This window comes from Ventrimonas sp., assembly GCF_048380235.1.
In the GTDB taxonomy this organism is placed as follows: Bacteria; Bacillota; Clostridia; order Lachnospirales; family Lachnospiraceae; genus Brotaphodocola.
Genome location: NZ_DBFCCJ010000063.1, coordinates 23,443 through 44,053 on the forward strand (window position 1 = coordinate 23,443; position 20,611 = coordinate 44,053).

The 20,611-nt window shown below is 48.3% G+C and carries 8 protein-coding genes; 3 read left to right on the forward strand and 5 right to left on the reverse strand.

The window, feature by feature from the left end; all coding sequences use genetic code 11:
- Positions 1 to 115: 115 nt before the first annotated feature.
- The 5 genes from ACMP1L_RS10180 to ACMP1L_RS10200 form a co-directional block, all read right to left on the reverse strand.
- On the reverse strand, positions 116 to 10,837 hold the full coding sequence (locus tag ACMP1L_RS10180; RefSeq protein ID WP_418452948.1) for a doubled motif LPXTG anchor domain-containing protein: 10,722 nt from the start codon (positions 10,835 to 10,837) through the stop codon (positions 116 to 118).
- Positions 10,838 to 10,950: 113 nt separating this feature from the next.
- The gene (locus ACMP1L_RS10185) at positions 10,951 to 12,291 is read right to left on the reverse strand and encodes an AfsR/SARP family transcriptional regulator (RefSeq protein ID WP_418452949.1); all 1,341 of its coding nucleotides are present in this window, start codon (positions 12,289 to 12,291) and stop codon (positions 10,951 to 10,953) included.
- 287 nt (positions 12,292 to 12,578) lie between these two features.
- Positions 12,579 to 12,860, reverse strand: a complete 282-nt coding sequence (gene spoVG / locus ACMP1L_RS10190) for a septation regulator SpoVG (RefSeq protein WP_118733611.1) — start codon at positions 12,858 to 12,860, stop codon at positions 12,579 to 12,581.
- A 124-nt stretch (positions 12,861 to 12,984) separates the two neighbouring features.
- A complete protein-coding gene (glgD, locus tag ACMP1L_RS10195) occupies positions 12,985 to 14,106 on the reverse strand; it encodes a glucose-1-phosphate adenylyltransferase subunit GlgD (RefSeq protein ID WP_118733610.1) in 1,122 nt (373 codons plus the stop codon).
- Positions 14,103 to 15,377, reverse strand: a complete 1,275-nt coding sequence (locus ACMP1L_RS10200; protein ID WP_118733609.1) for a glucose-1-phosphate adenylyltransferase — start codon at positions 15,375 to 15,377, stop codon at positions 14,103 to 14,105. The genes glgD and ACMP1L_RS10200 overlap by 4 nt, the downstream gene beginning before the upstream one ends.
- Positions 15,378 to 15,710: 333 nt before the next feature.
- On the opposite strand from ACMP1L_RS10200, the gene asnS reads away from it, so the two are divergent.
- From asnS to ACMP1L_RS10215, 3 genes are all read left to right on the forward strand, one after another.
- Positions 15,711 to 17,102, forward strand: a complete 1,392-nt coding sequence (asnS, locus tag ACMP1L_RS10205) for an asparagine--tRNA ligase (protein ID WP_118733608.1) — start codon at positions 15,711 to 15,713, stop codon at positions 17,100 to 17,102.
- A gap of 119 nt (positions 17,103 to 17,221) precedes the next feature.
- A complete protein-coding gene (locus tag ACMP1L_RS10210) occupies positions 17,222 to 18,292 on the forward strand; it encodes a metallophosphoesterase family protein (RefSeq protein ID WP_118733607.1) in 1,071 nt (356 codons plus the stop codon).
- A 2-nt stretch (positions 18,293 to 18,294) separates the two neighbouring features.
- Positions 18,295 to 20,193, forward strand: a complete 1,899-nt coding sequence (locus ACMP1L_RS10215; protein ID WP_418452950.1) for an ATP-binding protein — start codon at positions 18,295 to 18,297, stop codon at positions 20,191 to 20,193.
- Positions 20,194 to 20,611 lie beyond the last annotated feature (418 nt).

Consider the following 20,611-nt stretch of genomic DNA (forward strand, 5'->3'; position numbering starts at 1 on the left):
TTCGGAATGTATTGCAATGAGAACGGCCCGACAAACTTTTAGATACCAGAAAAGCGCCGGGAGCATTTCGCTCCCGGCGCTTTCTCTGTAATTCTTATGGTTGAAAACGATTCCATTACTTATCGTCTTCGCGTTTCTTGGTCACTGCCACAAATGCTGCAAGCATCATGCTGGACAGGAAGAATACCAGTCCGTTTGTTCCGCTCTGGCCGGTCTTCGGAAGTGCTGCTAACGGCACATCCTCATCGTCGATCATAAGCAGATTGTCTGCTCCATCTTCGTTCGGCAGGTTTGCTAACGGAACTGCATCCGGGTCAATGGTTACGGTTGTTGTTCCCGGGCCGCCGGAGGAAGATCCACCGTTGTCACGCGGGCCGGAAGAACTTCCGCCACCACCGCCACCGCTGTTGCCGCCACCCGTGGTTCTGGAATCAATGGCGATCGGATCGGTCTCATCTTCTCCAGTTACCTTGCCATCCGGTTTCTTCGGGTTCTCGGTCTTTGCTGTTGCGGTTGCTTTGTTTGTAAAGCTTGTGTTGCCAAGATCTGCTGCTTTTACTGTGTAAGTTGCTTTCACATCAACCGAAGCACCTGCTGTTAATACAGCGATGGTTGCGGTTCCGTCTGCATTCACAGTATACTCACCTGTATTGGCAACAATGGTTGCACCGTCTAACTCGTCTTTTACAATTACGTCTTTCAGATCCGTATTACCAGTGTTGGTTACCTTGATGTTAAATTCCATCACATCGCCAAGCTCGAATACAGTCTTCGGAGCGGTCGGAGCCTTGACAGTCTTTTCAACTTTCAGTCCATCTTCATAGATATGGAAGTCTGCCGGGATCCAGGTAATCTTATAGTTTGCATTTGCTGCTGCGTCAGTCTCCTCAACGATGAATTTGACTGCATCGTTGTAAGTACCTCTTGCCTCATCAGTGCCAGCACCCGGTCTGGTTACCTTGAAAGCAAGCCTATCACCCGCTACTACTTCACCGCTTGTTACGGTTGCGGCAAAAGCAGCTGCCGGACGGATCCATCTCATAATTCTCGTCACAACACCAGGAGTAGAGATATAGTCTTCCGGATCAGCCTCACCAACATACTTGGATGCTTCATCTGCAGTAATGGTGATTTCTCTCGGATCTACCGTTAAGGTTCCCTCTACTTTTTTAATCTCGTAGTTCTCTGCCTTGGTACCATCATTCAGCGAATAAGTAAAGGTGTTCGCACTATTTCCAGCATTGGTCTGGCTTCCGGTCACCTTGTAGGTTGCACCTTCGCCATCTGCAAATCCATCTTCGGATACTGCTACGGAATCATTGGTTAATGCAGCTCCGTCATAGGTCTTCCGATCGGTTGCACTGGTCAAGGTTACCTGTCTCTTTGCAATCTCCAGAGAACCATCGGTTACGTTGAAGATTACATTGCTGTAGTTTCCGTTGGTATTCGCAAAATCACTTGCCTTCAGCCCCATTGAGTAGGTTCCGGCATCGGTCTTAGACAGTGTGCCATTTCCATTGAAGCTGAAATCGCCTTCTGTATAGGCCGGGTTGCTGATGGAAACATCATAACCGGTTACCGTCATTTCTGCTCCATCGTAGGTCTTGCTACCTGTATGACCGGTAATGGTTACGATAATTTCATCTGCACTCGGAGATACGGTCAATGTCCCGGCGTTCTTGGTAATCTCGTAGTTCTTTTCCTTGGTGCCATCCTTCAGCGTGTAAGTAAAGGTATTATCACTGGTTCCTGCAGTTGTCTGTGTACCAGTTACCTCGTACGTTGCGCCTTCACCGTTTGCAAATTCATCTCCACCAACGGTTACATTGCTGTTGGTCAGCGGTGTTCCATCATAGGTCTTACTGTCAGTTGCACTTGTCAATGTTACATTTCGTTTCGTGATGGTTAAGGTTCCATCTACAATCACGAATCGAACGTTTTTAAAGTTGCTGCTGTTGTTGGTAAAGTCCGTTGACTCCAGACCCATATGGTAAGTATCAGCATCGATTCCGGTCACAATCTTATGGGACGCATCTCCGGTGAAGCTGAAGTCACTTTCATGATACAGGCCATTGCTGATTTCGGTGACATCATAACCCTCCGCTTTGTGTTCCTGGCCGTCATACTTGGCAGAATTGCTATGCTCTGTAATGGTCACAACTACTTCATCAGCGATCGGTTTTATCTCTAAGCTACCTTCCTGCGGTGTGATGTTGTAGTTGTCTGCCTTTGTTCCCTCATTCAGGGTGTAGGTAAAGGTATTCGGTTTCGTACCAACATTGGTAATGGTTCCGGTTACATCGTAAGTTGCGCCGTCATTCTTTACGAATCCATCGCCACTTACCGTTACAGTGTCATTGGTCAATGCGGTTCCATCATAAACCTTTTCAGCATCTGCACTGGTCAGGGTAACATCACGTTTTGTGATCGTCAGCTTACCGTCTTCTTTCACTACAAACTCTACATTGGCAAAGTTGCCATTGCTGTTTGCGAAGTTCTCCGCTTTCAGACCCATATTGTAAGTGTCAGCATCCGTTCCCTTCGCCTCTGCCTTGCCGCTGAAAGTAATATCCTTTTCCGTATACAGGCTGCCTGCCGGAATCGTTACATCATAACCAGTTACGCTATGCTCATCTCCGTCGTACTTAACGGTTTCAGTGTGACCCTTGATAGTAACGGTAATCTTTTCAGTTACCGGAGTAACTTCCAGTTTGCCATAGACTAGTTCAATGTCGTAGTTTTCAGGCTTGGTATTTCCATTCAGATTGTAGGTGAATGTATTTTCACTCGTACCAACCTTTGTCTGGCTTCCGGTTACTTTGTAGGTTGCACCTTCGCCTTCTGCAAAGCCATCTCCGGCAGTTACGGTTACGGTCTGCGCTGTTAATGCTTCACCGTCATACACCTTGCTTGCATTTGCACTGGCCAGCGTCACTTTACGCTTTTCAATGGTCAAGTTACCATCCACAATCACGAATTTTACTTTTTCAAAGCTTGCATTTCTGTTATGGAAATCAGCTTCTTTCAATTCCATATTGTAAATGCCAGCATCGGTTGCCTTCACCTCTGCATTGCCTGTAAACGTAAAATCTGCTTCGTGATAGAGAGGATTACTGATATTTGTTACTGTGTAACCAGCTACTGTATGCTCCGTACCATTGTACAAGAAGCTTCCGCTCTGTTCTGTGATAGTTACGACTACTTCATCTTTCGTAGCAGTTACAATCAACTTACCTTCATGCTTACTGATCTCATAGTTATCTGCATTGGTTCCGGCGTTTAAAATGTAATTAAAGGTATTATCACTGGTTCCGGCAGTTGTCTGTGTACCAGTTACCTCGTACGTTGCGCCCTCACCGTTTGCAAATCCATCTCCACCAACGGTTATCTCGCTGTTGGTCAGCGGTGTTCCATCATATACCTTGCTGTCATTTGCACTGGTCAGAGTCACTGCACGTTTCTGAACTGTCAGCACAATATCATTCTGGATTACAAAGGTTACGCTTGCAAAGTTTTCGTTGGTATTCACAAAATCTGCTGCGTTTAATTCTGTTGTATAAGAACCAGCATCTTTACCGGTTGCAGAATCTTTCGCTCCATTAAACTGAACATTGGAAGTTTTATAAAGCGAGTTATCGGCAGCTATCTCATAACCGCTTACGGTATACTCTTCGCCATCATATTTCTCTGTGCGACTATGTCCTGTAATGGTTACGGTAACTATATCCGTTACCGGATTAACAGTCAGATTTCCATAAACTTTGGTGATCGCATAGTTGGTACTCTTTGTGCCCTCGTTCAACTGATAGGTGAACGTGTTCTTACTTGTACCTTTGTTCAGCTGACTGCCAGTAACATTGTAAGTTGCTCCATCGCTTCCTACAAATGCTCCCGCCGTTACGGTCACTTTGTTGTTGGTTAACTCAGTTCCATCGTAAACCTTTTCAGCATCTGCACTGGTCAGAGTAATCTCAACCGGTTTAATTACCAGTTCACCAGGATCTACCACCTTAAAGGTTACATCCTTAAAGTTCTTGTTGATATTTTCAAACTGAGCCGCGTCAAGTGTACCTTTATATGTATCTGCATCAGTTCCTTTGATCGTTGCATCGCCGATAAACTTGATGGAAGAATCATTCAGCGGATAATTTGTATTATCAGCTGTGGCGGTATAACCCGTTACAGATTTTTCCGTTGCGTCGTAAGTTGCCTCAGCATGCTTACCACGAATGGTTACAACTACCGGAGTTTCAATCGCACGAACGGTCAGGTCTCCCAGGTCTTCTGTAAATTTATAGTTATCTGTGTTGGTTCCCTGAGTCAGGCTGTAACGGAAATGGTTTTTACTGCTTCCGCTTTCAGTCTGAGAACCATATACATCGTAGGTTGCGCCTTCGCCATTTGCAAAACCATCACCACTTACGATCACATTTTTTGCTGTCAGCGGAGTACCGTCATAATCCTTGCTTGCAGAATCACTGGTCAGAATTACTTCACGTTTTTTAATGGTAAGCTTGCCATCTACAATCTCAAACGTTACTTTCGTGAAGTTCTTATTCGTATTCTGGAAATCAGCAGGGGTCAGTTCCATGTCATAGCTTCCGGCATTAGTTCCCTTAACCTCTGCGGTTCCGCTAAAAGTGAAGTCTTTTTCCGTATACAGCTTACTGCTGATAGACTGAACAGTATAACCGGTTACGGTTTTCTCCGTTCCATCGTAAGTTTTTGTACCACTGTTTTCCTTAATGGTTACTACAACTTCATCTGCAGTTGCTGTAATTGTCAGCTTGCCTTCCACTACGCTGATCTCATAGTTGTCCTTGCTGGTATTGCTCTTCAGCGTATAGGTAAAGGTATTATCCGTTTCACCAACCTCAGTCCGGCTCGCAAAATTACTGTAGTCTGCACCCTCGTTTTCTGCGAATCCATCACCCGTTACCTCAACGGTTTCTTTCTTTAATGCTGTTCCATCGTAAGCTTTGGAATCACTTCCACTTGTCAGGGTTACGCTGCGTTTCTGAATTACTAACTGTCCATCCTCTACAACGAATGTTACATTCGGGAAGTTAGAGGTATTCGTATTTGTAAAGTCAGATGGGCTCAGATTCATACCGTATGTTCCGGCATTCGTGCCCTTAACCTCTGCGCTTCCACTAAAGGTGAAATCGTTGACCGTATATAGTGGATTGCTGATGCTCTCTACGGTATAACCCGTTACTGTTTTCTCTGTACCATCGTATTTTTCAGTGCCACTGTTTTCTTTGATGGTAACGGTCACAGCTTTAGTAACTGGAGTCACCTTCAGTTTGCCATAGACTGGTGTAATCTCATAGTTACCTGCATTTACTCCGTTTGCAAATTCATAGGTAAATGTATTGTCTACTTCACCAACATTCGTTATGGTTCCGGTTACATCATAGCTCGGTGCTTCATTCGTTACAAATCCATCACCGCTTACCGTCACAATGCTATTGGTTAATGCTGTTCCATCATAAACCTTTTCATCATCTGCACTGGTCAGGGTAACGTTTCTCTTTGTAATCGTTAACTCACCATCAGAAACAAGTACAAAACTTACTTTCTGGAAGGTGTTATTATCCTTGTTTGTAAACTGGCTTGCATCCAGTCCCATCGGATATTCACCGGCGTTTTTCTCCGTCACCTTAGCATTTCCGCTGAATGTAAAGTCTGCAGCAGAATACAGGCTACTTGCATCTGCACCTGCACATTCTACAACGTAAGTATAGCCCTCTGCCGTTTTCGCAATACCGTCATATTTCTCGTTGGTCTTATTACCAGTGATCTTTACAACAATTTCATTGGTAACCGGAGTAACTTTCAGTTCTCCCATCGTGGTCTGTACGTCGTAGTTGTTTATTACAGAAGGATCCAGTGTGAAATTAAATGTGTTGGTAGACGTGCCAACTTCTGTCTGAGTACCAGTTACCTTGTAAGTAAGCTTGTCAGCATCTGCAGCTACCAGACCATCGATCGTCAGATTGGTTGCTGTCAGTGCCTTACCGTCATAAATCTTATTAGCGGATGGGCTGGTCAGTTTCAGAAGCTTCTTGCCAATTTCCAGGGTATTGTCCTGAATTACGAAGGTAACCCTACTAAAGTTCGCATTGTCATTTCTAAAATCAGTCGCTGACAATGCCATATTATACGTTCCGGCATTGGTTCCGGATACTGTCTGATGCGCAGTATCACCAACAAAGGTGAAATCATTTTCATGATACAGGTTGTTGCTGATAGATACTACATCATATCCGCTCACCGTATGCGCTGTTCCGTCGTATGTTACTGTGTCACCGTGTTCCCTAATGGTAACGACTACTTCGCTGTCATTCGCAGTAACGATTAATATTCCTTCCTCAGTAGTAATGTTGTAGTTCCCTGCTTTGGTGTTATCATGAAGTGTGTATGCCGGTTCAGCAAATGTATTGTCGCTAGATCCAACTACTGTCTGGCTTCCGGTTACATGATAGTCTGCACCTTCTCCGTCTGCGAACCCATCACCGGTTACCGTAACCTCTGAATTCGTCAGCGGTGTTCCGTCATAAGACTTGGAAGCTGCAGCACTTGTCAGAACTACATTACGTTTCGTGATGGTCAGTTCACCATCGGTTACACGAAACTGTACATTAGTAAAGTTGCTGTTGATATTATGGAAAGATTCCGGAGTAAGTCTCATCGGATAAGGAATTGCCCTTGCATCAGTACCTGTCGCGGTATCGCTGCCAGGTGTTACAAGTGCCACATTCGCAGCAGTGTACTTTCCGTTTCCGCCCTCAATATTTGTTACAGTATATCCGGTCGTGGTCTGCTCACTTCCGTTATACATCTTAGACTCTTTATTACCAACAATCGTTACCGTTACCAAGTCATTAATCGGATTAATGATTAATTTTCCCGGAAGTGCTGCTGCAACAATATGCTGTTCATCAATCAGTTTGCCTACTGGCTCACCAGCAAATACTGCATCGTACTCTCCAGCATCTGTACCAGATGCGCCTGCTGTTACTCCAGTAATCGTAACTCCTGTATTGGTATCGGTTCTGGTATAACCAGATACGCTCTTTACTGTACCATCATAAGTGTATGTCGCACTGTCTGCCTGCAGCGTCACATTCTTATAATAGTAGAAATTAATCTCATCCGTACCGGTACCAACGATATGCTTCTTGGTTGCCGGGTCTTTAGCTACATGCGTATATCCGGAAATATCCGGTGCATTTTCTGTAACCTCGGTTCCCCAGGTACTTGTCTTTGTAGTCGGATCCTGTACCTTCTCAGATGTGCCATTCAGAAGATAATTTACCGTGTAGGACTTCTGCTGCGGAGTCCAGTTTGCCGTAAGCTTTACATTCTTTTCCGGCATTACAAAACTATCGCCTGCATGATATGTCCTGCTTCCATCTTCGGAATAAGTCCAGCCTGTAAAGTCATAACCTGTCTTTTCCGGTTCTGTGGCTACAACAACTACCGTAGAGCCCACATTCTTAAACCATTTTGTCTGAGCACTTCCCCAGGTACCGCCATTCAAATCATAATCTACATAATATCCAGCTACATACTTTGCATAGAAATTTACATTATGATCTGTGATGGTATACGGGAATGTAACAGCCTCACCTGATAACGCTTCATTATCATACCATCCCAGGAAGGTATACGTTACTCCATTTACGGTCTTTGTATTCGGATACTTACTTGCGGTCGGGCTCGTCTGCTCATTTTTATAATAAGAACCAGCCTCTGCGTATTCATATCCGGTCTGTCCGGCATTCCAAAGCCAGTAATTCGCTGTATAAACGTCTTTTACTTTGATTTCAACCGTACAATCTACATGCTTATCCGGATTTGTGCCATTGTTCCTGGAAATTTTATAAGGCTTAAGCTTGATAGATTCGATATCATCTTCTGTGATTGTTTTTCCATGCTTTCGTTCTATTTCTGCCTTATATGCCTCAAAAATCGTATTCCAGTCAGATGCATAGGTTCCTGTCTGCGTAATTTCCAAACTGCTGCCGGTTGTTCCATTCGGCCATTTTACTACACGACTGGAAACGCTATCCAGCATATTTTTATTATTTTCCCAGGTACCATTGGTAACCACAATCTTACCTGTACCAATGTTGCGTCCCCATACCGACGAATCATTTGATTTTGGGTCAGCTGTCGGAGTAGTTAAATAATAAAACTGTGCATCTTCTGTTGTAGTTGCCTGGATTACTGTAATCTCTTTCGCTGCACTAAATCGATGTCCTGCATGATCTACGGCCCATACCGTGATTGTTGCAGTTCCAAGCTTTCTTCCGGTTACCATACCGGTTTCATCTACAGTCAGAATACTTTCGTCTGAAGACTCCCAAGTAAGTGTTGCGGAACCGGTGGTCGGCTGAAGATTTGCGTTTAATTGAACCTGTCCAAATAATTTTACTTTGTTGTCACCGGTCAAGGTCACTCCGGTGATTGGATCTGCGGTAACGGTAATTGTCGCCGTGTCATAATCCTGTTTCCACCCATAAATAGTGTTATAATGAGTAATCGTCGCTGTTCCGACTCCAACCGCTGTTACCATAGCAGTCCATCCGCTTCCGGTCACCGTCAAAACGCTCGTATTCGAAGATGACCAGCTTGCAGAATACCCGCCCTCGTCACTTCTAAGCCTCTGTGTCTCACCAATCTTCATAGTAGCATTATAGCCTTCAATAGAAGCTGCCATAACACCACTCGACGCTGCCACCGCATAAATCGTAAAGTGCTCTGCCTTGAATCCAACTTCCTCTACAGCCGCATCCTCTACGTTCTGCTCGCTGACAGTCTCAAGCTTCAGCTCGCCTGCCTCAGCCTCTGCTGCATTTTCTGCGCTCAGCTGGGTCTTGCTGGTATCGTCTACTGCTACGATCTCGACCTTATCGGAAGCCTCGGTCATTTCCTGGATCGGAGCACCGGTGAAGGTTACGTCTACATAGCCGCTCTCGGACCAGCTGTTGCTGAGTTTCTTCCCATTATAAAGGAGATTGATATCGTATGCTAATACGCTGTGAACGGTTGTGCCCTCGGCCTCGCTGTCCATCTTCTCTTTGATGGTATCGCCCAGAGCGTCGGTTACTTCGGTTACGGAAAGCTCGGTGCCTTCCGGAAGAATGCCTTCCTCTGCGTGCAGGCTGATGGTCACGCCTTCGCTGCTCACATAGGATGCGCTGAATTCCGGATGTGCCACGCCCACGGTTTCTTCCAGGCTGGCCACGATCTCCAGATCTTCGGTAACGGCTTCTACTGCATAGACATGCTCATGCTGCTCCAGATCGGATGCGCTTGCCACATCTGCTGCGTCTGCCTCTTCAAGAGGTTCGCCGTTGGCGGTTACTTCGGTGATCTCGTAGCCTACCTGCGGGTCTACTGCAAAGTACAGGGTCTCGCCTTCGTTTACGGTGTGTGCGCCTTTGATCGTTGCTGCGCCTACCGGATCTACGGAGTAATCTACGCTGTACTGGCCCTCTACTGCTGCCTCACCTGTCAGGTCCTCGGCCTTTACCACATACGCTCTTGCGTTTGCGCTGCCCCAGATGGTTACGGTATTGTATGCCTTACCATTCAGCTCGCCTGCCAGTTCAATGGAGTCATCCTCCAGGAACTGCTCGTCGTTGTCAAAACCAATATTCTCGCTGCCGCCGTTGCCTGCCGGCTGTTCTCCGGTTGTTTCATCCGGAGCGGTAACGTCTTCGGTCGGAGCCTCAGTCTCTTCGGTGAGCTCGCCGTCTGTCTCATCGGCTGCGGTGGTCTCGTCTGCCTGAGTCTCGTCTGCAATGGTTTCCTCCGTGCTGTCATCAGCAACGGTTTCTTCTGCGGTGGTCTCTACAAGAGCCTCTGTTTCTTTTTCCGGCTCCTCTGCTTCGGTCTCTTCCTCAGCGTCTGCTGCCGGAGCTTCCACTGCTGCTTCTGCGCTGGTGCTTACACGGAATACCTTCTTTGCGGAGATGGATGCGCTTGCGCTTCCCTCTTCCGGAGTAAGCTCAATTTCTTCCTCAGCCTCTTCTGCTGCCGGTGCCTCTGTCTCGGTTTCCGGCTCAGTCTCTGCTTCGGTCTCGGCTGCTTCGGAGGTTTCTGTCTCAGCAGCTTCCTCTGCGCCGGTGGTCTCCTCTGCCTCGCCGTTCTCGGAAGCGTTCTCGCTCTCGGTTACGTCTGCTTCGGTTTCGTCAGAAGCGCTCTCGGATTCAGAGGTTTCGCCTTCCGGCTTTACAACCTCTGCCTGCGGCTTCTTTTCATCGTCCACCATGGTGGTGCCGCTGTAGTCTTCCGCGTTCTCCACACCCTCTGCATCTTCGATGTTGGTGGTGTTCGGATTTACGGTGACACGTGCAGTTTCATATCCGCTTACGTTTGCGCGGAAGGTTACTGCCATGTCGCTCTCGTTGATGAACAGGAATACCACATCGTCGGTACCTGCGTTGTAGAATACCTGCAGATCTGTATGCTCTGTTGCATAACTGCTGTCGATATCTACATCGAGCTGATACACCTTTCCGGCCTTGCTTCCTATCAGCTTTTCATAGGAAGTCTTAAGGCTCTTTTGTTTTGCTTTCAGCTCCAGGGATGAAAAATCGAACACATCTCCACTTTCCAGAGCTGCGCTGATCGCATCCTCAAGTTCGCTGCTGTTAAGCAGGAACAGAGAGCTTTCTTCTTCGCCTGCCGCGAACGCCACGGTCAGGTTGGTGCCAAAGTTGGTCACAACCATGGCTACCGTCAGCATAAACGCCACGATGCGTTTATACTCGTGCCTGATGACTTTTCTCAGGCCCAGTGTTTTCGCTTCGAGTCCCTTCATACTTCTCTCTCCTTTTCCCTTTATTTTTTGCTATCTAAATGTAAGGATAACGTTTTTCAGACAACTGTTTCATTGTCATCTTCAGTATACTCTTTTAAGCGTTACAAGAACTGTTATTTTCCATATTTTTCCTTAATTTTTTCTGATCCTTCCGCAATTTCCAGCTCCTTGACGTTCTTCCCCATATTTCTTTTCAGGCTGTCTCCACTCACTGCCAGTGCCGGTCTGCATGCGTAATATACATCAATTTTCCGGCGCCGGTTCACCGCCCGGAAGTTCCTGCATACACGGTCTGCCGCGATCTTACAGCCGTCCTGGTCTGTGCTGGTGACCAGCACCAGGAACTGATTTTTGCCGTAGCGGGTGTACAGATCTGATCTGCGCACCGAACGGATAATGGAGCGTTCCAGTCTCTGCCGTACCTCCTCCAGCTGCTCGGAGGATTCCAGAGGCTCGCCGTCCCGGTCAAGCAGGGTAAAGAGCACCAGATGGGCCCTGGTATCTTCCCGTCCCAGCACCCAGACGATATACCGGTAAATATCGATGAAGGTCAGGTAATCGCACCGGGTTGCACCGAACACATTGGGATCCGGTCTCAGGTGCTGCTGGATTTCTTCTATATTATTCATCTCGTACTGGATCATATTGCGGATTGCCCGGTAATGCTCCATCATCTCCTCCGACATGCGGATGCCGTATTCCTGCTGGGATTCCTTGGCGATCTGCTCATAATACTCCACAGCCAGCTTATATTCCTTCATGGCCGTCAGACACTCCAGCTTGACCAGCTGCCATTCCTCGTAGGGATAGCGGCTGAGTGCCTGCTCACAATACGGAAGCAGCTCTGCATAGCGGTTCTGCTTTTTCAAAAGCCTGCTCAGCTCTCTCAGCACCTTAAAGTAAAGCTCCTGATACTTCCAGTTCGCAGCTGCCACCCAGTCATCCGCGATCATCAACGGAAGAAATTCGCCTTTATAGATCCTGCATGCCTCCTCCAGGAGCTCTACCTCTTTCAAAGGTTCTTTTTCTTCCAGTGCTGCCATGACCTGCTTCTGGAACACCTCTACATCAAGCTCCACATCTACATGCTCCGCTGCCCACATGTATATGCCGCCTTTGGTGGAAATATACTCGCCATCGGGAAGGCCGGCTGTCACCAGGCTTTTTCTCAGCCGGAAGATCATGGCACGCAGGGAATTGGCCGCCTGCTCTATGTCGCTGTCCCCGTAGAGCTGCTCCAGCAGCCGGGTTCTCCGGATGCCCTCTCCGCGGCTGTAGATGAGAAGCATCAAAAGATGCAGCATCTTACTGCTGAGACTCTTTCCCAGAAGAAGCGGCTGTCCCTGATAGGTCATGCTGAATCCTCCAAGCATCTGTATGTAAATGACATTCGGATCATTCTGAAAGTTCTTTCCGGATACTTCTTCCCGTTTTGCTTCTGTTATTTCCCCCATTTTTAAAGCTCCTGTTTCCGTTATATTTTTTATTGCATTATCATGCACTTTTTCCTTTTTCATAACGCACGCCTCCCTTTCTACTCACTATAGCAAGTAAAAGTACCGGATGCAAGTACTTCGCCCCAATCGGTCAAACTTCGGCAAAATTGGTATTTTTTCGGGTGAAAAAGAATGTGACTTGGGGACGTAATTTCCTATCATACAAAAAAAGCACCCGCAGAGACGATATCCCGCGAGTGCCTTTCTGACTTTTTATATATTTGTGCGTTATTTGCAGACGTTATTTATGCCAGCTCTTCCTGCTGCTCCTCCAGTGCCGCTGTCGCGTACTTTTCAAGGATCACAGACTGGATCATATCGCGGGTTCCCGAATTGATCGGATGTGCGATATCACGGTACTCGCCATCTGCTGCCTTGCGGCTCGGCATAGCGATGAACAATCCCTTCTCACCTTCAATGACTTTGATATCATGGACAACAAATTCGTTATCTATGGTAATGGAAACGATTGCTTTCATTTTCCCTTCTTTTTCGATTTTCCTCACTCTCACATCTGTTATCTGCATGTGGAACCCCTCCCCCGTTTTGATGAAGCTGTCCGGAAAAAGCCCGAAGGCCTGTCCCGGTCAGCTCTGTCTGTTTTCATGATGTCGAAACGATGCCGCCCTGCCGGCTGTCCTGCCGGGCCCATTACAGGGTATAGCGCTCGTTTTTCTCGATAACAATCTTAATATCATCCGGCGTACCGATATAGGTCGTGTTGGCACGGATGGTATCGCGGCTCTCTACGATGCAGTTCTCGATAACAGTGTTGTCGCCAATATAAACATCGTTCAGGATGATGGAATTCTTGATCACGCAGTTGTTTCCAACATATGCTTTCTTGAAGAGAATGGAGTTTTCTACGGTTCCGTTGATGATAGATCCGCTGGAAATCAGGCTGTTCTTCACCAGTGCGCCCGGATTGTATTTTGCCGGCGGAAGGTCATCCACCTTGGAGTATACATCCGGATATTCCTTGAAGAAATAGTTGCGTACCTCCGGCTTTAAGAAGTCCATATTGGTCTTGTAGTAGGACTCTACAGAAGCGATATTGCTCCAGTAGGAATTCAGCTTGTATGCATAGATACGTTTTAAGTTTTTGTAACGCACCAGGATATCGCGGACAAAGTCTACGCGGTCTTCTGCCGCGCAGCGCTCAATGAGCTCGATCAGCTGGCGTCTGCGGATCACATAAATACCGCAGGAAATGGTGCTGGAGGTGGAAACCATAGGCTTCTCGTCGAAGTCGATGATGCGGCCGTCATCGTTTAACTTCACCTGGCCAAAGCGGGTGATATCCTCTGTCTCCGGCATATCCTTGCAGACTACGGTAATGTCTGCCTTCTTTTCAATGTGATATTCCAGAACCTTGTTGTAGTCCAGCTTGTAGATACCGTCGCCGGCAGCAATGACCACATAAGGCTCATGGCTGTTCTTTAAAAAGGTGAGATTCTGATAAAGGGCATCTGCGGTGCCGCGGTACCAGTCACTGTTCTCTGCGGTGATGGTTGGAGTGAATACATAAAGTCCGCCCTGTTTTCTTCCGAAATCCCACCACTTGGAGGAGCTTAAATGCTCGTTTAAGGAACGGGAGTTGTACTGGGTAAACACCGCCACGTTCTGGATATGGGAGTTGCTCATGTTGCTGAGCGCAAAGTCAATGCTGCGGTAGCTGCCTGCAACCGGCATTGCGGAAATCGCGCGCTTGTTGGATAATTCCCGCATTCTCTTACTGTTTCCGCCTGCTAATACAATACCAATCGCTTTCATCGTACGCCACCTGCCTTTATAATGTAGTCTCCGCTTGCCAGTGCTCCGTCGGTATAGTCCTCCGGAGTGGTGACGCCGGAAATTGCGGTATTCTTACCAATTTTTACATGATCCGGGATCACGCTGTGCTCACCAATGGTAACCAGGTCGAACTGGTAAACCTTCGGGTCGTATTTGCTCGGTGCGTACTCGCCCACACCAAGCTCGGAGCCCTCGCCCACTGTGGTATCTTCTGCCACGATCGCTTTGTTTACTTTTGCGCCTGCTTTGATATGGCAGTCGCGCATGATGATGGAATCGTGTACCTCTGCTCCCGGCTCAATGGTAACGCCCGCGCCAATGACCGAATTGGTAATGGTTCCATGCACCTCGGTACCCTCACCGATGATGCTCCGGTCGATGACTGCATCTGCTGCCACATACTGTGGCGGGATGATATCGCTCTTGGTATAAATCTTCCAGTATTCCTCGTAAAGGTTGAACTCCGGAATGATATCGATGAGCTCCATGTTTGCCTCCCAGTAGGAGCCGAGGGTTCCGACATCCTTCCAGTAGCCGTTGTACTCGTAGGCAAAGATACGTTCCTGCTTCTCATGGCAGTACGGAATGACATGCTTACCAAAGTCACAGCCAGGCTCTTCCGACATGGCAATGAGCGCTTCCTTCAGCGCCTTCCAGCTGAATATGTAGATTCCCATGGAAGCCAGGTTGCTGCGCGGATTTGCCGGCTTCTCCTCAAACTCGGTGATACGGTTATTCTCATCGGTGATCACGATACCGAAGCGGCTTGCCTCTTCGATCGGAACCGGCATACATGCGATGGTGACATCTGCGTTGTTTGCTTTGTGATATTCCAGCATAACCTCATAATCCATCTTATAGATGTGGTCGCCGGAAAGGATCAGAACGTAGTCCGGATTGTAGCTTTCCATGTACTCCAGGTTCTGATAAATGGCGTTCGCGGTACCGGTATACCAGTCACTGCCCTTGCTCCGCTCGTACGGCGGAAGAATGGTAACTCCTCCGACATTACGGTCCAAATCCCACGGAATGCCAATTCCGATGTGACTGTTCAGACGTAATGGCTGATACTGTGTTAAAACGCCAACTGTGTCAACGCCAGAATTGATACAGTTGCTGAGCGGAAAATCGATAATTCTGTATTTGCCGCCAAACGATACTGCCGGTTTTGCGACTTTTTGTGTTAATACTCCAAGGCGGCTGCCCTGTCCCCCTGCCAAAAGCATGGCAATCATTTCCTTTTTAATCACGTTATCACCTCGCTGTAGTTTTCTTGTGCCTATTATTATACCACGCATTTCAGAGAAAGTGAACAAATAATTGTATTATTTTCAATAATTTTTGTACATTTTCCGACACTTTTTGCGTATTTTTTGCATTTGTCAATATATGGTATATTGAGAATTGGGTAACACAATTTATCCGATTTTGTACTGCCGTTTCCGGATAGAGCCGAAAATACGCGTATTTCGATATTTTTCTTGAATCACCTTATAAAATGAAGTATAATCTTGTTTAAGTATGCAAATAATAATATATTCTGTTAAAAGATTGAAAAGAATGCAGATCAAAGGAGAAGTATTATGGATTTAGTTACTGTAAGAGAACTGTATAAAAACCGGGAAGCTTACCTGGATAAAGAGGTTTCTGTCGGCGGCTGGGTGCGCAGCGTGCGTGCTTCCAAGGCCTTTGGCTTTATCGTAGTCAGCGACGGAACCTATTTTGAGACCCTTCAGGTCGTTTATCATGACAACATGGCAAACTTTGCCGAGATCAGCAAATTAAACGTAGGCGCTGCCATCATCGTAAAGGGTACCCTGGTTGCTACCCCGGATGCAAAACAGCCGTTTGAGATCCAGGCTGTAGAGGTTGCTGTAGAGGGTCCGTCTGCTCCGGATTACCCGCTGCAGAAAAAGCGCCACACCCTGGAATATCTGCGTACCATCACACATCTGCGTCCGCGCACCAACACCTTCCAGGCTGTATTCCGCGTACGTTCCCTGATCGCATACGCAATCCATCAGTATTTCCAGGAGCGTGATTTCGTTTATGTTCACACTCCGCTCATCACCGGAAGTGACTGCGAGGGTGCCGGTGAGATGTTCCAGGTAACCACCATGGATTTAAACAACATCCCGAAGACTGAGGACGGTGCTGTTGATTTCACCAAAGATTTCTTTGCAAAACCGACCAACTTAACCGTAAGCGGTCAGTTAAACGGCGAAACCTACGCCATGGCATTCCGCAACATCTACACCTTCGGACCAACCTTCCGCGCTGAGAATTCCAACACGACCCGCCACGCTGCCGAATTCTGGATGATCGAGCCGGAGATGGCCTTCGCTGATCTGGACGACAACATGGAGGTTGCCGAGGGCATGTTAAAATATGTCATCCGCTACGTTTTAGAGCATGCTCCGGAGGAGATGGCTTTCTTCAACAGCTTCATCGACAAGGGACTGTTAGACCGCCTCAACAATGTTGTGAACTCCGAGTTCGGCCGCGTTACCTACACCGAGGCCGTTAAGATCCTGGAGGAGCACAACGACCAGTTCGACTACAAGGTATCCTGGGGCTGCGACCTTCAGACTGAGCATGAGCGCTTCCTGACCGAGCAGATCTTCAAAAAGCCGGTATTCGTTACCGATTACCCGAAGGAGATCAAGGCCTTCTACATGAAGATGAACCCGGACGGAAAGACCGTTGCCGCAGTCGACTGTCTGGTACCAGGCATTGGTGAGATCATCGGCGGAAGCCAGCGTGAGGATAACCTGGAGAAGCTTACCGCACGCATGGACGAGCTCGGCTTAAAGAAGGAGGATTACCAGTTCTATCTGGATCTTCGCAAATACGGTTCTGCGCGCCACTCCGGCTTCGGTCTGGGCTTTGAGCGCTGCGTCATGTATTTAACCGGCATGGGCAACATCCGCGACGTGATCCCGTTCCCGAGAACCGTAGGCAACTGCGAGCTGTAAATCAAATAATCCGATCCGTACCGTGCCTCTGACACGTTCCGGATTCGCAAAAACCTATGCGGGTATACTGTGCAGAACGAACTGCCGGCATACCCGCATCGCATTTTAAGGAGTGCCTTATGAAATTTATCCACATTGCCGATGTCCACTGGGGCATGAATCCGGACAGTGACCGGCCCTGGAGCCGTGAGCGCGCCCAGGCCATCCGCGACAGCTTTGCCGAAGTGATCCGCCAGGCCAGACTGCGGGACGCGGACTGTCTCTTCATCTCCGGAGATCTTTTTCACCGCCAGCCGCTCCTGCGGGACTTAAAAGAGGTCAACTACCTGTTCTCTACCATTCCCGGCGTGCAGGTCATGATCATTGCGGGAAACCATGACCGTATCCGGCCCAGCTCTGCGCTCATGAGCTTTACCTGGTGTCCCAATGTCACCTTCCTCATGTCGGAGGAATTAAGCTCCGTTTATTTCAGGGACTTAAACCTGGAGGTACACGGTTTCTCCTATCACACCGCAGAGATCAATGAGGCTCGCTTAAACGGCATTAAGGCTCCGGACGATGGTCACATCCATGTACTGCTGGCCCACGGCGGAGATGCTTCTCATCTTCCGCTGGACAAAGGAAGCCTGGCACGCACCGGTTTTTCCTATACGGCACTTGGCCATATCCACAAGCCTGAGCTGGCACCGGACTTTTCTTACGCTTATCCGGGTTCCTTAGAGCCGCTTGATAAAACAGAAACCGGTCCCCACGGCATGGTCGTGGGTGAGATCCAGCCTGCCTCCGGCCAGGTCATCTCCCTGGAGTTTGTTCCGGTAGCGCGGACCCAGTACATTCCTCTGGTGGTCCACGTCACACCGGCCACCACCAACGGGGAGCTCTGCGACCGCATCACCGATGCCGTGAAGCAGCGCGGACCGGAGCACATTTACCGCTTCCGCATCCGAGGAATGCGTGACCCGGACATTACCTTTGACTTAGAGCCGCTGGAGCGTCGCCTGCAGATCGTAGAGGCAGTAGATGAATCCGAGCCGCAGTACGATTTCTGCCGGCTGTTTGCGGAGCACCCCAGCGATATGATCGGTTTTTACATTCAGGCGTTCCAGAAGGATGATCCAAGCCCGGTTGAGAAAAAGGCGCTGTATTACGGGATCGACGCTCTGCTGCGAACGACAGATGAGAGGAGCTAAGCATGCGGATACTGGATTTACATATTGACGGATTCGGCAAATTCCATGACCTTTCCGTCTCTTTTGACAAGGACCTCAATGTGGTTTACGGCAGGAACGAAGCCGGAAAATCCACGCTGCACACCTTCATCCGCTGCATGCTGTTCGGCCTGGAGCGTGGACGCGGCCGGGCGGCCCGCACGGATCTTTACAGCAAATATGAACCGTGGCAGAACAAGGCCGAATACGGCGGACAGATGCGGGTGGAAAAAGACGGGGTCATTTACCGTCTGGAGCGCAGCTTCCGGAAGGATCAGAAGGCTTTCCTCATCATAAATGAAACCGCAGGCAAGGAGGTAGAGCCTACCAAGGGTTTTCTGGACTTTCTGCTGGGCGACCTCACCGAGACCGCTTACAACAACACCATCAGCATCGGCCAGCTCAAATGCGTGACGGAGGGCGGCATGGTAACCGAGCTGCGCAATTATATTGCCAACATGAACACCACCGGCAACCTTTCCTTGAACATTACCAGGGCCACCACCTATTTGAAGAACCGGAGAAAGGAATTTGAGCGCCAGCTCACCCCGGAAGCAGCCCGCACATATACCGCACTGCTGACCGAGATCAAAAATATCGAAAAAGAGATTTCCGCTCCGGAATACGAGAATCAGCTTCAGACCTACCAGAATCTGCGTTCCCAGGTAAAGAACCAGCTTTCCGAAAAGCAGGCCGAGCGTGAAACTCTGCTGCAGAAGATCGCAAAGGGCAGACAGGCTCTGGATGGCGCACAATTTACCGACGAGGCCTCCATCCATGCATATCAGGAAAACGCCCGGAATGCTTATACACATTATAAAGATGTGGCTGCCGCCACAGCCCGCAAAGGACGCGTGGTGCTTCCTGTGATCATGATGGTGCTTGCAGTGCTTTCCGCCATCGGTGCCGCAGGACTTGGAGTGTTAAGCTCCCAGGCCTTTGAGCCGGTCTTCTTTGTAACCGGCGCCCTGGTCTCTGTATCCACCGGCGTGGCCCGCTACACAGTATGGCTGATCTGCATCTTAAGCGCTGCCACGGTCCTCTTCTTTGCAGTCGGTCTTATCCTCTTTATGAAAAACCGCAGCTTAAAGCAGGAGCTTGCCATGACAGAAAAGCTTCTGCAGGAAATCTTCTCCCGCCATCTGGGTGATTCCTCCATTTCCGAGGAAGCCATGGCTGCATTTGAGAGCCGCATGGCGGAATTCATCCGCTTAAGCCAGGTTTTAGAGCGTTCCGAGCAGTCTGTCAACGAACAGGCTTCTGAGATCACAGCCCTCCAGGAAAAGGAAACCAGCTGCGACGACGCGATCTCACGCCAGCAGAAGGCTCAGTGGGAGCTGGAGAAAAAGCTGGATCACCTGGCCCACTGTAAAGACCAGACCGAGTCCTTAAAGCAGGTACTGGCGGAAAACGACCGGATCCGGGAGGAGATCACCGCCATTGACCTGGCACTGGAAACCATGACCGGCCTTTCCGCTACCATCCGGGATTCCTTCGGACTCTATCTGAACAAAACTGCCTCCGAACTGATCTCCGGCATCACCGGCGGTATCTACGACAGCATGAGCGTGGATGAAAGCCTGAATGTGTTCATGAACACCCGCACCCGCCTGGTTCCGGTCGAGCAGGTATCCAGCGGCACAATGGATCAGATCTACCTGGCCCTGCGCCTCGCTGCCGCCAGGCTCATCCAGCCGGAGGGCGATTATATGCCGCTGATCTTCGATGACAGCTTCGTATTATACGATGAAGTCCGGCTTCGTACAGCCTTAAAATGGCTGAAAAAGGCCTACCCTGGGCAGATCATCATCTTTACGTGCCACCAGAGAGAGGCTCAGATGATGACCGCCGAGCAGATCGCGTACCGGCTGGTGACGATGTAAAATTTAAAGAATAACCAATAAGGTCCGAAGGTTCGGTCAGACCATACAGAATAAGCAGATGCTGTGAAATTTTGTACTTCATTCGCTCCGCCGCCGATCATATTACGGTTAGTAGATGCTCCAACTCTGATGACATGAAATTTGCACTTATCTTCGGTTTTCCTGATGATGAACGATAGATCCTGAATCAGATCCTGATAAGTATGATTAGATATTCCTTGCATATAGTAGGCACCACCATTGCAACTATAACAAATAATGTTATAATAAAATAAGAAATATGAGTATTATATGTGGGAGGACAGGTATGGACAAAATTTTTGAAGTAAAAAGTACAACCGGACAAATTATGAATGTCTATGAAGACATCGAAACATATACAGATTTTTTTAATTATGTGGCGTGGTTATCGTTACAG